At 70.4% G+C, this 12,521-nt stretch carries 15 protein-coding genes; 11 read left to right on the top strand and 4 right to left on the bottom strand.

Annotated features, from left to right (window positions below; all coding sequences use genetic code 11):
- Positions 1-52 precede the first annotated feature (52 nt).
- The 6 genes from AB0K35_RS14590 to AB0K35_RS14565 all read left to right on the top strand — a co-directional run bounded on the left by AB0K35_RS14590 (position 53) and on the right by AB0K35_RS14565 (position 3,999).
- Positions 53-463, top strand: a complete 411-nt coding sequence (locus AB0K35_RS14590) for a DUF2267 domain-containing protein (protein WP_091408107.1) — start codon at positions 53-55, stop codon at positions 461-463.
- 217 nt (positions 464-680) lie between these two features.
- Positions 681-1,706: a TerC/Alx family metal homeostasis membrane protein gene (locus tag AB0K35_RS14585; protein ID WP_238666791.1), complete on the top strand. Its 1,026-nt coding sequence runs from the start codon at positions 681-683 to the stop codon at positions 1,704-1,706.
- A 75-nt stretch (positions 1,707-1,781) separates the two neighbouring features.
- Entirely contained in the window at positions 1,782-2,381 is a 600-nt protein-coding gene (locus AB0K35_RS14580; protein WP_091408112.1) for a sulfite oxidase-like oxidoreductase, read from the top strand.
- A 7-nt stretch (positions 2,382-2,388) separates the two neighbouring features.
- The gene (locus AB0K35_RS14575) at positions 2,389-3,153 is read left to right on the top strand and encodes a ferredoxin reductase (RefSeq protein ID WP_091408113.1); all 765 of its coding nucleotides are present in this window, start codon (positions 2,389-2,391) and stop codon (positions 3,151-3,153) included.
- A gap of 35 nt (positions 3,154-3,188) precedes the next feature.
- Positions 3,189-3,482 (top strand): DUF6510 family protein, encoded by a 294-nt coding sequence (locus AB0K35_RS14570; RefSeq protein ID WP_238666790.1) that lies wholly within the window; start codon positions 3,189-3,191, stop codon positions 3,480-3,482.
- Between the two features lie 34 nt (positions 3,483-3,516).
- Positions 3,517-3,999, top strand: a complete 483-nt coding sequence (locus AB0K35_RS14565; RefSeq protein WP_238666789.1) for a hypothetical protein — start codon at positions 3,517-3,519, stop codon at positions 3,997-3,999.
- Here the strand turns inward: AB0K35_RS14565 and AB0K35_RS14560 are convergent.
- The 3 genes from AB0K35_RS14560 to AB0K35_RS14550 all read right to left on the bottom strand — a co-directional run bounded on the left by AB0K35_RS14560 (position 3,942) and on the right by AB0K35_RS14550 (position 5,429).
- A complete protein-coding gene (locus AB0K35_RS14560) occupies positions 3,942-4,586 on the bottom strand; it encodes a hypothetical protein (RefSeq protein WP_363885607.1) in 645 nt (214 codons plus the stop codon). The genes AB0K35_RS14565 and AB0K35_RS14560 overlap by 58 nt on opposite strands.
- A gap of 23 nt (positions 4,587-4,609) precedes the next feature.
- Entirely contained in the window at positions 4,610-5,017 is a 408-nt protein-coding gene (locus tag AB0K35_RS14555; protein ID WP_363885605.1) for a TIGR03618 family F420-dependent PPOX class oxidoreductase, read from the bottom strand.
- A 67-nt stretch (positions 5,018-5,084) separates the two neighbouring features.
- Positions 5,085-5,429, bottom strand: a complete 345-nt coding sequence (locus AB0K35_RS14550) for a helix-turn-helix domain-containing protein (protein WP_238666786.1) — start codon at positions 5,427-5,429, stop codon at positions 5,085-5,087.
- A 71-nt stretch (positions 5,430-5,500) separates the two neighbouring features.
- Between AB0K35_RS14550 and AB0K35_RS14545 the strand changes: the two genes are divergently transcribed.
- The 5 genes from AB0K35_RS14545 to AB0K35_RS14525 all read left to right on the top strand — a co-directional run bounded on the left by AB0K35_RS14545 (position 5,501) and on the right by AB0K35_RS14525 (position 11,332).
- Positions 5,501-6,265, top strand: coding sequence for an antibiotic biosynthesis monooxygenase (locus tag AB0K35_RS14545; RefSeq protein ID WP_238666785.1), 765 nt, complete (start codon positions 5,501-5,503; stop codon positions 6,263-6,265).
- 143 nt (positions 6,266-6,408) lie between these two features.
- On the top strand, positions 6,409-7,131 hold the full coding sequence (locus AB0K35_RS14540) for a VOC family protein (protein WP_238666784.1): 723 nt from the start codon (positions 6,409-6,411) through the stop codon (positions 7,129-7,131).
- Positions 7,132-7,201: 70 nt separating this feature from the next.
- On the top strand, positions 7,202-7,729 hold the full coding sequence (locus AB0K35_RS14535) for a GNAT family protein (protein WP_363885603.1): 528 nt from the start codon (positions 7,202-7,204) through the stop codon (positions 7,727-7,729).
- A 93-nt stretch (positions 7,730-7,822) separates the two neighbouring features.
- Positions 7,823-9,976, top strand: coding sequence for a glycogen debranching N-terminal domain-containing protein (locus AB0K35_RS14530; protein ID WP_363885601.1), 2,154 nt, complete (start codon positions 7,823-7,825; stop codon positions 9,974-9,976).
- A 54-nt stretch (positions 9,977-10,030) separates the two neighbouring features.
- Complete coding sequence (locus tag AB0K35_RS14525) at positions 10,031-11,332, top strand: NAD(P)/FAD-dependent oxidoreductase (RefSeq protein ID WP_238666780.1); 1,302 nt, start codon at positions 10,031-10,033, stop codon at positions 11,330-11,332.
- A 93-nt stretch (positions 11,333-11,425) separates the two neighbouring features.
- On the opposite strand, the gene AB0K35_RS14520 is transcribed toward AB0K35_RS14525, so the two are convergent.
- On the bottom strand, positions 11,426-12,511 hold the full coding sequence (locus AB0K35_RS14520) for an AI-2E family transporter (protein ID WP_363885599.1): 1,086 nt from the start codon (positions 12,509-12,511) through the stop codon (positions 11,426-11,428).
- Between the last annotated feature and the right edge of the window lie 10 nt (positions 12,512-12,521).

Below are 12,521 nucleotides of genomic sequence, written 5' to 3'. Positions count from 1 at the left end.
CTCGGCCGCCGCGGGTACCCGCAGACGCCGACGCGAGCCAAGGGAGTACGCGATGAACTACGACACCTTCATCGACCAGGTTTCCCAGCGCACCGCCACGTCGTCCGAGCGGGCGGTCGAGCTGACCCGGGCCGTGTTGGAGACGTTCGCCGAGCGGTTGACCGGCGGTGAGGTCTTGGACCTGGCCGCCCAGTTGCCCCAACCGCTGCAACTCGTGCTCAAACCGAGCCCGAGCACCGAGCAGGCGGACCGGTTCGGCGCTGCGGAGTTCGTCGCCCGGGTCGCGTTGCGCGCCGGTGTGCAGGAGCCCGCCGCCGAGGACGCCAGTCGGGCGGTCTTCACCACCCTGCGCGAGGCGATCACCGGCGGTGAGTTCGATGACGTGGTGACCCAACTGCCACGTGACTATCGGGGCCTGGTCGAGCAGGCGATGGCCCCGGGCGCGACGTTGCGCCGCGGCTGACAGCGCTCGTATCACGCACACACAGCGGTTTACCAGGGCAACCATCGATGTCCCGCTTGGCGTGGCGATTCCGCCTGGCCTAACCTTGTCGTGCGAGGGGAGTACTTCCCACGAACCATTCCGGTCAGTACGGCGCGCCCGGCGCGCCTCGGGTGGTTGCCCATCAGGTGGTGGGTGAAGGAGACCTCGAACATGACGGTGTTCGAGGAGACCCCACATGAGCCAAGTGTCGTATCTGTCCGCCGCCAGTGACCTGTCGTCGGTGGGCACGCCCACGCTGTGGGCGGTCACCATCATCGGGGTCGTCCTGCTGTTGGTGCTGGACTTCCTGGTCACCCGTCGTCCGCACGAGGTGTCCATGCGGGAGGCCATCGGCTGGTCGGCGTTCTACATAGCGCTGCCGCTGGCGTTCGGTGGCTGGATCTGGTCCCGATTCGGCTCCCAGCAGGGCGTTGAATACCTGACCGGCTACCTGGTGGAAAAGTCGCTCTCGGTCGACAACCTCTTCGTCTTCATGTTGCTGTTGGCGGCGTTCGCGGTGCCGGCGGTGCTCGCCCAGCGGGTGCTGCTCTACGGCATCGCCGGCGCGCTGGTGCTGCGGGCCGTCTTCATCGCCCTCGGCGCGGCCGCGTTGCAGACCCTCGACTTCGCCTTCCTGCTCTTCGCGATCATCCTCATCGCCACCGCGGTGAAGCTGCTGCGCGATGCCATGTCCGGGCATCAGCAGGAAGTCGACATCAACAAGATGCGGTCGGTGAAGCTGCTGCGCAAGGTCATGCCGGTGGTGGACGACTACCACGGCACCAAGATGACCATTCGGCAGGGCGCGAAGCGCGCACTCACACCGTTCGCCCTTGTGGTGGTGGCGGTGCTGGCCACCGACATCGTCTTCGCTGTCGACTCGGTGCCGGCCGTCTACGGCATCACCGAGGACCCGTACCTGGTGTTCGCCACCAACGCGTTCGCCCTGCTCGGCCTGCGGGCGCTCTACTTCGTCCTGCACGCGGCGCTGAGCCGGCTGGTGCACCTCAGCTACGGCCTGGCCATCATCCTGGCGTTCATCGGCCTCAAGCTGGGTCTGCACTGGGCGCACGGCATCTGGGACAGCGTGCCGCAGATCCCCACACTGGCCTCGCTCGGCGTGATCATCGGTGTGCTGGTGGTGGTCACGATGACCAGCCTGCGCGCCACCCGGGGCGGCAACCTGCCCGAGGACCGTCAGGTCGTCGCGGAACGGCACTGACCGCGCCGCGCCGGCTGACGACGGGGTACGCGGGAAAGCTCCCGCCTCCACCGACGCGGGTGGTACGACTGTGCAATGGGAATCGTGTCACCGGGCTTTCAGGGTCGGCCCCGAACGCAGGAGCCGGCCCTGCCCCCCGGCCAGTATCTGACCGAGGACTTTCCGGTGCTCTCGGCCGGCCCGACGCCCCGGGTGTCACTGGACACCTGGGAGTTCGTCATCTCCGCCGAGAACGGCAGCGAGCACCGGTGGTCGTGGCAGGAGCTGATGGCCCTGCCGCAGGAGACGCCGATGGTGGACATCCACTGCGTCACCCGCTGGTCCAAGCTCGGCACCAACTGGCAGGGCGTCTCACTGGACACTCTGCTCGCCGACGTCGACACCGGGGCGCACTTCGCGCTGGCGCACTCCTACGGCGGGTACACCACCAACCTGCCGCTCGACGACCTGCGCGGCGGCCAGGCCTGGGTGGTGCACACCTTCGACGGCGCACCGCTGCCCGCTGAGCACGGCGGGCCGGCGCGGCTGCTGGTGCCGCACCTGTACTTCTGGAAGTCCGCCAAGTGGGTGCGCGGCCTCCGGCTCAAGACGATGGACGAGCCAGGGTTCTGGGAGACCGCCGGGTACCACGACTACGGCGACCCGTGGCGCGAACAGCGGTACCAGGGTGACTGAGCGCGCCGTGGCGACGAGCACCCAGCGCCGTACGCCCAACCGGTGGCAGGTCGGCCGGCTGGTGGAGCGCCGGGTGGAGACACCGACCGCGCAGACCCTGGTGCTGGAGGTGCCGGACTGGCCGGGGCACCTGCCCGGGCAGCACGTCGACCTGCGGCTCACCGCCCCGGACGGTTACCAGGCGGCCCGGTCGTACTCGATCGCCGGGCCGGCCGTGGACGGGCCGGGAGGGCCGCGCATCGAGGTGACAGTGCAGCGCGTGCACGACGGCGAGGTGTCGCCGTACCTCATTGATGTCTTCGGGGCCGGCGACCCGATCGAGGTCCGCGGACCGCTCGGTGGCTGGTTCATCTGGCGGCCCGAGGAGACCGCGCCGGTGCAGCTGGTCGCCGGCGGGTCCGGCGTCGTGCCGCTGATGGCGATGATCCGGGCGCGGCGGGCGGTGGGCAGCAAGGCGCCGTTCCGGCTGATCTACTCGGTGCGCACCCCCGGTGACGTGATCTACGCCGACGAGCTGCGCCGCCGGGTCCGCGACGACTTCGGGCTGGACGTCGCGTACGTCTACACCCGTGAGGCGCCCGAGGGTTGGCGCGGTGAGCCGCACCGGATCGGGCTGGCCGACGTCAACACGCACGGGTGGCCACCGGACCTGGAGCCCCTCACCTACGTCTGTGGCCCTACCGCGTTCGTGGAGACCGTTGCCGACCTGCTGGTGGGGCTCGGTCACCCGTCGCGTCGGGTCAAGACCGAACGTTTTGGCCCCACCGGCTGACCACCGCTCACTCACGCAGTGTTCGAGGAGATTTGATGACCGAGATGTCGTACCTGGACGGCAACATGCTCGACGGCCCGATGCGTGAGCTGTTCACCGTCGACCTGAGCAGCGCGATGGGCCGCTGCGAGAACTGCGGGACGACCGGGTCGATGGCCAGCCTGCACGTCTACTCGCACGCACCGGGCCTCGTCGCCCGTTGCCCCACCTGCGAGGAGGTGATGGTGCGCCTGGTGCGCGGGCCGGACCGGGCCTGGCTGGACATGCGCGGCACCACGTTCCTCCAGGTGCCGATGCCGATGGAGCAGACGTTCCCCGGCCCACTCTGACGGAACGCTCGCCCGGCTGAGGCACGATGGTCTGATGAGCGCCGGTCGATGGGGTGGTGTGCCGCTCGCGGTCCGGTGCGTGGTGGCCGTCGCCGTGCTGGTCTTCGCCTACGGCACCGCGGTGCACGTGGTGCAGTTGCTCCTGCCTCAGTTCGGGCCGCAGCTCGCCCTGCCCGGGTGGCTGACGTTCTACTTCACGTCCCTGACCGTGTGGGATCCGTTGGCGGCGTTGCTGTTGGCCGCTCGCCGGGTGCAGGGGCTCGTGCTGGGCTGCGCGGTGCTGGTGACGGACGCGGCCGCGAACGGGTACGCCAACTACGTGCTGGACCCGGCGGCCGGCGTCACCCCGGGCCGGATCGGGCAGGCCGTCATCACCGGCCTCGCCGTCGGTCTCGTCGCGCTCAGCCCGTGGCTCGCACCGTGGTTCGTCGGCTCTCGCAGTCGAAGCGGCAGGCCGGTTCAGACTCGGAGGAGATCGTGGGCCCGGGCGAGGTCGTCGGCCCAGGGCGATCCGTAGTCACGTTCCCAGGCGCGGTACAGGCGGTCGCGGGTCGCCTCCCGGCGTATCCAGTCGTCGATGGCGCTCGGCTTCTGCTTGGCGAAGTTGAGCCCGCCGACCATCTTGGCCAGGTGACGGTCCGCCGACGAGGTGAGCGTGGCGTCCCAGACGTCGAGGAATCGTTCGACGCGCTCGCCGGCCGCGCGAGCCGCGTCGAGGAAGGTCGCCGGATCGGTGAACGACCCGAGCCGCGGCGGGTGGTCGGCCAGCAACGACCGCCACACCACGTCGAGGTAGGCGTCGATGGCCTGCTGCTCGACGCGCGGCCAGGTGCGCCACTCCTGTTGGGGGAGTTTGCCCAGGACGATGGCCGGGTCGAGGTCGTCGGAGGCGAGCAGGCGCTCAAGGAGCACGGGGAGCAGGGCCTTCACGTCGGCACGATCGCCGACCGTGCTGCCGAGGCTGATGGTCAGTGAGAACAGGTCGTGCTCGTCGACCGGCACGGAGCCCTTGCAGTGCGGGCACCCGTCGAGCACCGGGCGGCGTGGGTAACGGCCGAACGCGTCCCGTACGCCCGCCAGGGCCGCCCTCAGCTCGTTCTCCACCGGTCGATTCTCGCATCGACGACTCACTGCGCGGTGCCCGCGAGCAGCCACCGCCGGACCGGGATCTCCAACAGCACCCGCTCGCTGTCCGGGTTGACCTGCCTGCCGACGTCCCAGCCGTCGTACTTGCTCGCGAACGCCTTGACGACGGTGCTGGGGAACCCGGCCCGGTGCACGCGGGCGGTGCCTTCGGCCACCACTGGCGCGTTGCCGCTCTCCAGTGCCACTGACACCCGTGGGTCGGCCACGACGTTGCGGGCTTTGACGCTGCGGCTCTCACAACCGACCCAGAACGTCGCGGAGAGGTAGACGAACCAGACCGGTGTCAGGTGCGGGGATCCGTCGCGCCGCACCGTGCACAGCCAGACGTTCGACTCGTCGGTCAGTCGTACCTCGACGTCGGCTGGCGGGTTCGAGAGGGTGTGGCTCACCGGACCAGTGGATCACGACGCCGCAACGACCTTCCGCCTGCTGCGGGGTCGCGTGCGGCGCGTCGAGTCAGGTCGCAGGGGGTCCGTCGATGGCGGTACCGGTGCGGGCGGCCCGCGCGGCGCCCCAGTCGTACAGGGCCTGCAACACCGGGGCCAGGCTGAGTCCTTCCTCGGTGAGCCGGTACTCCACATGAGGTGGTGTGGTCTCGTGGTCGTCGCGCCGGACGAGCCCGTCGGCCTCCAACTCGCGCAGCCGCTGGGTCAGCATCTTCTCGCTGATCCCTGGCATCCGGCGGCGCAGTTCGCCATAGCGGTGCACGCCCTCCTTGAGATGGGCCAGGATCACCGGCCGCCATTTTCCGCCGACGACGTCGACGGCGAGCTCCACCGGGCAGTGGTATCGCTTGGGCATCGTGGCCTCCCTCGGCACGCACCAGATGGTGCGTACTTGATCTTCGTCACTGCTGGTGTTCAGCTGTAGCCATGGTGATCGAGTACATCAGGTACCGCGTGCCGCAGGAACGGCTGGACGGCTTCGAGGCGGCGTACGAGCGGGCCGCTGGCGCGTTACGCGCCGCGCCGCAGTGCGTGGACTACGAGTTGAGCCGCTGCCTGGACGACCCCGCCTGCTATCTGCTGCGCATCACCTGGACGTCGGCGGACGAGCACCTGAAAGGGTTCCGGGGCGGACCGGTGTTCGGGCAGTTCTTCGCCGCGATCAAGCCGTACGTCGAGGACATCCAGGAGATGCGGCACTACGCCCCCACGTCGGTGACCGGCCCCGGTGGCGCCGCGCCGCCCAGCCTGTACGAGTGGGCCGGCGGCAGCGACGCGTTCACGAAGCTCTGCGATGCCTTCTACCGCCTGGTCCGCTCCGACGACCTGCTCGCGCCGATGTTCGCGCACATGCACCCCGACCACGCCCGGCATGTGGCGGTATGGCTTGCCGAGGTCTTCGGTGGACCGGCCACCTACACGATGGAGCACGGCGGCTACCGCCACATGCTCGGCCACCACCTGGGCAGGGCGATCAGCGAGGCGCAGCGTCGGCGGTGGGTCAACCTGATGATGGACGCCGCCGACGAGGTCGGCCTACCCGATGATCCGGAGTTCCGCGCCGCTTTCGCGAGTTATCTCGAGTGGGGCACCCGGTTGGCGGTATCCAACTCACAACCGGACGCGGACCCGATCCGGCAGGCGCCGGTCCCTCGCTGGGGCTGGGGTGTCGCCCCGCCCTACCGGGGATGACCCGCATCCGCCGAACGACCTGCACCGCCGCGGCGTACCTCACCGCTCGACCGGAAACTCGGGTGCGGTCGACCTGGCACACCCCTAGGCTCCCGCTCCGACGGCTGGCACGGCGTCCGGTCCGATGGGAGACGAGCGCAGCGATGACTGCACACCTGTTCGCGATCACCTTCGATGCGAGCGAGCCGCTGCGGCTCGCGCAGTTCTGGTCCGGGCTCCTGGGGCGGGAGATCGTCGACGATCCACACGACGGCGTCCTGCTCCTGCCCAACGACGACAACGAGTACCACCTCCGCTTCGTCCCGAACCAGCAGCCGAAGGTCGTCCAGAACCGGATGCACTTCGACCTGACCAGCAGTTCGCTGGCCGACCAGCGGCAGACGGTGGCCAGGGCACTGGAACTCGGTGCGCGCCACGCCGACATCGGGCAGGGCCCGGAGATCGATCATGTGGTGCTCGCCGACCCCGAGGGCAACGAGTTCGACATCATCGCGCCGGGCAACAACTTCCTCGCCGGCTGCGGCTTCGTCGGCGCGCTGGCCTGCGACGGGTCGCAGCAGGTCGGGTACTTCTGGAGCCAGGCCCTCGGGTGGCCGCTGGTCTGGGACCAGGACGAGGAGACCGCGATCCAGTCGCCGAACGGCGGCACGAAGATCTCCTGGGGCGGTCCGCCGTACATGCCGAACGGCGGACGGGACCGGGTGCGGTTCGACCTCGCCCCGCCTGTCGACGTCGACCCCCAGGCCGAGGTGGACCGTCTGCTCTCGCTCGGGGCGACCCGAATCGACACCCATCAGGACCGGGCGGGCCGACTGGCACTGGCCGATCCCGATGGTCAGGAGTTCAGAATGCTGACGTCCCGCTGAGCCGGCCGACGCCCACCCACCCGGCGGCCGGTTGGACAACGGCGGCACCGGTCGGTCAGAGTGATCCGCCGTGAGATACCTGCGTACCGGTGGTCCCGCCGCGATCCGGCGGCCCCGGCCCACCGACTCGGACGAGTTCGTCGCCGCCGCGCAGCGCAGTCGGGACCTGCACCACCCCTGGTTGGCCGCGCCGGCCAGCCCGCAGGAGTACGAGCTGTATCTGCGCCGGATCCGTCGCCGCGACAGTGCCGGCTACCTGATCTGCGATCGGGCCAGCGGCCAGATCGCCGGCTACGTGAACATCAGCGGGATCGTGCTCGGCGCGCTGCGTGGTGGCTTCCTGGGGTACGCGGCGTTTCTGCCCTTCAGCGGGACCGGGCACGCCTCGGCGGGCGTCGCCCTGGTGATCGACCACGCGTTCACCTCGGTCGGGTTGCACCGGCTGGAGGCGAACATCCAACCGGGCAACGAGCCGTCCCGGCGGGTGGCCCGCAAGCTCGGTTTCCGGTTGGAGGGCTTCTCCCCGGACTACCTGTTCATCGATGGCGCCTGGCGTGACCACGAACGCTGGGCGATCACCGCGCCAATCCCGGCCTGACCGTCGGCCCGCCGCCCCGGGCCGAAGGAGCAGTGGACCTTTCACCCGGAGCGGGTGATGACGCTCAGTTCCCCGCTTCCTACGGTGGGTGTCATGGCTGCCGTTCGCGCGACCCCTGCCAATCCGTTTCCCGGCCTGTCAGTCGCGGAGACGGACAGCGCCGACCAGCGGGCCATCCCGCCCGAGTTGGGCCCCGACTCCCTTGCGGTGCTCAGCGGGCCCACCTTCCTGTACTCCAACGCGTGCGGGGATGTGCCGACGGGCAGCATCGGTGGGCTCGTCCACCTGGACACCCGCCTGATCAGCGGGTGGAGCCTGACCGTCAACGGCGGCGAGTTGCTGCCGCTGCGCTCCGAGACGATCGACCACTACTCCGCGCAGTACGTGCTCACCAACCCGGAGTTGCCGGGGCTGCCGCCGAACACGTTGGGCCTGCGGCGGCTGCGCTACGTCGGCGACGGCTTTCACGAGCGCGTGGAACTGGTTTCCTTCCGGCAGGAGCCGGTCCGGGTGGAGCTGCGGCTGGCCGTTGCCGCCGACTTCGCCGACCTGTTCGAGGTCAAGTCGAGGGTCCGGGACCGCTCCGCCGAGATCAGCCGTCACCACGCTGACGACGGGTCCGAGCTGTGCTTCTCTTACCAGCGCGGTGACTTCTCCGCGCAGACCCGGGTGTGCTGCGCGAAGCCGGCCGACCGCATCGAGGGCGACGACCTGGTCTGGGACCTGGAGCTGGGCCAGGGCGAGGAACGGAAGGTCGACCTGCACGTGCCCCTGCCGCCAGGAATGGGGGTGGTCGAGCCGGTCCGGGGCGACATCGCCGACGTCGTCCACGGCCGGGCAGACGACCCGCTGCGCCGGTGGCTTGAGGACCGGGCGGTGCTGCGCAGCGACAACACGGCGTTGGAGCGGACCGTGCGGCAGTCCCGCAACGACCTGGCGGCGTTGCGGCTCGACCTGGAGGTCAAGGGCCAACGGATCCTGCTACCCGGTGCCGGACTGCCCTGGTTCCTCGCCGTCTTCGGCCGGGACACCCTGATCACCGCGTATCAGACGCTGGTCGCCGGGCCCGCCCTGGCGAAGGGCACGCTGCTCGCCCTGGCCCGCCTTCAGGGTGAGACGTGCGACGACTTCACCGACGAGGAGCCCGGCAAGATCCTGCACGAGGTCCGCAGCGGCGAGTTGACCCGCAGCGGCGAGAAACCGTTCGGGCCGTACTACGGCAGCGCCGACGCCACCCAACTCTGGCTGATCCTGCTCTCCGAGTACTGGCGCTGGACCGGCGACGACGAGACCGTCCGGCACCTGCGGGACAACGCGCTTGCCGCGTTGTGCTGGATCGATGAGTACGGCGACCGGGACGGCGACGGCTACGTCGAGTACGCCACCCGCTCGCCCGAGGGGCTGGGCAACCAGTGCTGGCGCGACTCCCCGGACGGGGTCTGTTTCGCCGACGGCCGGATCCCCGTGCTTCCGCTGGCCACCTGCGATCTACAGGGCTACACCTACGACGCCAAGCTGCGGCTCGCCGAGTTGTTCGACGGGCCGTTGGACAACCCAACGTTGGCGCGCCGGCTGCGCGACGAGGCGAACACCCTGCACGAGCGGTTCAACCAGGACTTCTGGATCGAGGAGCGGGGCGGCTACTACGCTGTCGCCCTGGACGGCGACAAGAACCGCGTCGATTCCAAGACCTCCAACATGGGTCACCTGCTGTGGAGCGGAATCGTGCCGCCGGAGCGGGCCGACGCTGTGGTGCGACAACTCATGTCGCCGGACATGTTCTCCGGTTGGGGCATCCGCACCCTGTCCCGGGAGGAAGGGCCCTACAACGCCCTCGGCTACCACCTGGGCACGGTCTGGCCGCACGACAACTCGATCGCCGCGCTCGGCCTGGCCCGATACGGCTACCGGGCCGAGTCGAACCGGATCAGTTTGGCGATGATCGAGGCGGCCGACCAGTTCGGCTACCGGCTGCCGGAGGCGCTCAGCGGGTTCGACCGGGAGCGGCTGCTCTTCGCCGTGCCGTACCCGACCGCGTGCAGCCCGCAGGCGTGGGCGGCCGGTACGCCGCTGGCCCTGATCCGCGCCATGCTCGGCATCAACCCGGTCAACGGCCGGCTGGTTCTCGATCCAGACGTCCCGCAGGAGCTGGGCCGGATCACCGCCGGGCGGGTGCGGGCATTCGGCCAGCAGTGGGAGGTGGAGGCGGTGGGCCGCAGTGGCCACGTCCGGCTCCAGCCGAGCTGAGCGTGCGTGCCGCGTCGGACGTTTGTCGCGGCCTCCGACGGGAAACGGCCCGCAATGACGAAACCTCGTGTGGTGATCGTGGGGGCCGGGTTCGCCGGTTACCACGCGGCGAAGACGTTGAGCCGGATCGCCCGGGACCGGGCCGAGATCGTGGTACTGAACTCCACCGACTACTTTCTGTACCTGCCGTTGCTGCCCGAGGTGGCGGCCGGGGTGGTCGAGCCCAAACGGATCGCCGTTCCGCTGACCGGGACGCTCAAGGGCGTACGGGTCGTGGTCGGCGAGGCGGACCACGTCGACCTGCAGAACCGCTGGGTCGGCTTCACCCAGGCCGAGGGGGAGAAGAACCGGCTGGCGTACGACCGGCTGGTGCTCGCCGTGGGCAGCGTCAACAAGCTGCTGCCCATCCCCGGGGTGACCGAGTACGCGCACGGCTTCCGCGGCCTGCCCGAGGCCGTCTACCTGCACGATCACATCGTCCGGCAGCTCGAGCTGGCCGAGCAGGCCGAGGACCCGGCCGAGCAGCAGGCCCGCTCCACGTTCGTGGTGGTCGGGGCGGGCTACACCGGCACCGAGGTCGCGGCACACGGGCAGCTGTTCACCGACGCGCTGCACGCCCAGCGGCCCCGGCTCACCGTCCGGCCCCGCTGGATGCTGCTCGACGTGGCGTCCCGGGTGCTGCCGGAGCTGGACAAGCGGATGTCGGACACCTCGCACAAGGTGCTCAACCGGCGTGGGGTGGACGTGCGGATGGGCACCTCGGTGGCCGAGGCGACCTGCGACGGGGTGAAGCTCACCGACGGTGAGTACGTGCCGACCTGCACCCTGGTGTGGTGTGTGGGGGTGCGCCCCGACCCGTTCGTCAACGAGCTGGGCCTGCGGACCGACCGGGGTCGACTGGTCACCGACGAGTTCCTCAACGTTCCCGGCTACCCGGAGGTGTTCGCGTGCGGCGACGCCGCAGCGGTGCCCGACCTGGTCAATCCGGGCAAGGTGTGCGGGATGACCGCCCAGCACGCGCAGCGGCAGGGCAAGCGCGCGGCGTACAACATCGCCGCGTCGTACGGTTTCGGCCGGCGCAAGCCCTACAAGCACCACGACCTGGGCTGGGTCGTCGACCTGGGTGGCAAGGACGCGGCGGCGAACCCGTTGCAGGTCAACCTGGCCGGGTTGCCGGCCAAGGCGGTCACCCGGGCGTACCACCTGATGGCGATGCCGGGGAACCGCACACGGGTCAGCGCCGACTGGGCGTTGGACGCCGCGTTGACCCGGTCCGCTGTCCAGTTGGGACTGGTGCCGGCGAACGCGGTGCCGTTGGAGAGCACCACGCCCGAGGTCGCGACCCGGTCCCGCTGAGCGGGCCCTCGGCCAGGTCGTCGGCGGAAGGGCGGGCCCCGGCCAGGTCGTCGCGGAGCAGGCCGGTGGCGGCACCGGCCGCGCCCGCGACGGTCAGTCGGTGGCGCCGGCCGACCGCGCGGCCGGACCGGCCGGCGGGGCGGGTCGGAGCCGGCGCGGGCCGTACTCGCGCAGCAGGGTCTGCACGATGCCGGCGGCGGGGATGGCCAGCAGCGCGCCGAGCAGACCGGCCAGCTCCGCCGCGAGCAGCACACTGATCAGCACCGTCAACGGGTTGAGCCGGACCGCGCGGGACAGGATGAGCGGCTGGAGCAGGTGGTTCTCCACCTGTTGGTAGACCACGAAGAAGACCAGCACCACCACCCCGGCGGTGGGGGAGTGCAGGAAGCCGGCGCCGGCCGCGATCACCGCGCCGAGGGTCGCCCCGACCAGCGGTATCAGGTCGGCCACCGCCACCAGCAGGGCGATCACCGCCGCGAAGGGCACCCCGGTGACGGTCAGCACCACGAAGGTCAACGCCCCGCAGATCACGCTGATCAGCAGGTTCCCGGTGAGGTAGCCGGTGACGGTACGCGACACCTCCCGGCCCACCCGGCGCAGCCGCTCGCCCTGACCGTCCCCGGCCGCCGCGAGTACGCCCCTGGTGATCCGCGGCGCCTCCAACACCATGAGGTACGCGAGCACGATGACAGTGACCAGCCCGGCGACCGACTCGACGACGCCGCGCAGCACACCGACAGCGGGTTGGCGCAGCCGGCTGCCGAGGTCGCGCAGCTGCTCGGAGTGCTCGCTGACATAGCGGCGTGCCCCGGTGCGCTCCAGTAGCTGCCCCACCGGGCCCCGTCCGGCGCGGGCCTCCCGCAGCAGCTCGGGCGCCCGGTCGGCGAAGCGGCCCAACTCCCCGAACAACGGCACCAGGATGAGCGCGGCCAGGATCGCCAGCAGCACGAACGCGGCGAGGAAGACCAGCAGGGTGGCCAGCGCCCGACGCCGGACGAAACGGCGTTGCAGTCGGTCGACCAGGGGTTTGAGCGCGACGGCGAAGAACGCGGCGACCACCGCCCAGACCAGCACCCGCCGGGTCGCGTACACGAACCCCAGCGCGAGCGCTGTCGCCAGCACCAGACCGATCACGATCAGAGTTCGGCGGCCGGTCACCCGATCGTCGACGTTGCTCATCCGGCGGGCC

This window comes from Micromonospora sp. NPDC053740, assembly GCF_040677775.1.
GTDB lineage: Bacteria > Actinomycetota > Actinomycetes > Mycobacteriales > Micromonosporaceae > Micromonospora > Micromonospora alfalfae.
Note: the sequence above shows the minus strand (reverse complement) of the source record. Positions and strands in the feature narration are given on the sequence as shown.

Coding starts and splice junctions, on each gene's coding strand:
- AB0K35_RS14525 (WP_238666780.1), top strand. CDS start 10,031: ATGACGAAACCTCGTGTGGTGATCGTGGGGGCCGGGTTCGCCGGTTAC.
- AB0K35_RS14570 (WP_238666790.1), top strand. CDS start 3,189: ATGACCGAGATGTCGTACCTGGACGGCAACATGCTCGACGGCCCGATG.
- AB0K35_RS14590 (WP_091408107.1), top strand. CDS start 53: ATGAACTACGACACCTTCATCGACCAGGTTTCCCAGCGCACCGCCACG.
- AB0K35_RS14580 (WP_091408112.1), top strand. CDS start 1,782: ATGGGAATCGTGTCACCGGGCTTTCAGGGTCGGCCCCGAACGCAGGAG.
- AB0K35_RS14565 (WP_238666789.1), top strand. CDS start 3,517: ATGAGCGCCGGTCGATGGGGTGGTGTGCCGCTCGCGGTCCGGTGCGTG.
- AB0K35_RS14530 (WP_363885601.1), top strand. CDS start 7,823: ATGGCTGCCGTTCGCGCGACCCCTGCCAATCCGTTTCCCGGCCTGTCA.
- AB0K35_RS14550 (WP_238666786.1), bottom strand. CDS start 5,429: ATGCCCAAGCGATACCACTGCCCGGTGGAGCTCGCCGTCGACGTCGTC.
- AB0K35_RS14540 (WP_238666784.1), top strand. CDS start 6,409: ATGACTGCACACCTGTTCGCGATCACCTTCGATGCGAGCGAGCCGCTG.
- AB0K35_RS14545 (WP_238666785.1), top strand. CDS start 5,501: ATGGTGATCGAGTACATCAGGTACCGCGTGCCGCAGGAACGGCTGGAC.
- AB0K35_RS14520 (WP_363885599.1), bottom strand. CDS start 12,511: ATGAGCAACGTCGACGATCGGGTGACCGGCCGCCGAACTCTGATCGTG.
- AB0K35_RS14585 (WP_238666791.1), top strand. CDS start 681: ATGAGCCAAGTGTCGTATCTGTCCGCCGCCAGTGACCTGTCGTCGGTG.